The sequence below is a fragment of the Curvibacter delicatus NBRC 14919 genome, from assembly GCF_001592265.1.
Lineage (GTDB): Bacteria > Pseudomonadota > Gammaproteobacteria > Burkholderiales > Burkholderiaceae_C > Hylemonella > Hylemonella delicata.
Genome location: NZ_BCWP01000101.1, coordinates 1 through 803, shown reverse-complemented (window position 1 = coordinate 803; position 803 = coordinate 1). Strand labels below are relative to the sequence as shown.

The window sequence follows — 803 nt, the reverse complement described above, 5'->3', positions numbered from 1 at the left end:
GGCATGCTCCCGTGCAGCGCTTTGCACGCCGGGCCTATCGTCGGCGAGGAGGTCGAGGAGAAAGTCGTGGTCCCGCGCGAACGCCGGAGCCAAGATCTTGGCTAGTTCGCCGCGGGGACTTTCGGGGACGGAGCCACCCCCTCTCGGATAAGGCTCTTCTTTGGTCCGCCATTGATCAAAAAAGGCCCGCAACTCGCTGGCCAATGCCGCATCCAACGGAAATTTATTGGCCAACTCCGCAGCTGCCTTGGCAGCGCGGGCTGAACTTCCCCCCAAGCCTTTTCGAACAGCTTCGACGTGCTGGATGCCATAGGGGCCTGTCAGGCGCTTGTACAAGTGGCGGCAGCCTGAAGTGCTTTCTCCATTCAATAGGCGATCCAACAAGAGTGGTTGCCCCGTCCCATCTGGCAAGTCACACGTCATCGCGGCTGATAGCCGAAGAGACTCACCCCGGCCGCCAGTGAGCAGTCGTCTGAGCACATTCGAGTAATCTGACTTTTCGCGTAAGGAATAGAGCACGTAGGCCGCATTCAGCGCAAAAAAGTGGCTTGGGCCAAGAATCAGGTTTTCTAATTGGGGGATGAATTCACTATCGACAAGTGGATGGTCTAGCTCCGCTTTTGCGTCGACCTTTGGTAAGTCGAAAAACCAGATCCTTTCGTTTCTCACGTCGTCAAGGATTTTTCTTTTCATCGAACGTGCCTGCCGCACCAGCTGGGCGTGGTCTAGCCCTGCGTTCCGAGTGAGTGCGTGAATGACTATGCGCATGGCCGCATCTGTCGATGCTGACGCTGTTTGGGCTT

The 803-nt window shown here is 56.8% G+C and carries 1 protein-coding gene; it reads right to left on the bottom strand.

Annotated elements, in window-relative coordinates; all coding sequences use genetic code 11:
* Positions 1-693: hypothetical protein (locus CDE01S_RS17995; protein ID WP_218016554.1), on the bottom strand; the 693-nt coding region annotated here is incomplete at its 3' end.
* Positions 694-803 lie beyond the last annotated feature (110 nt).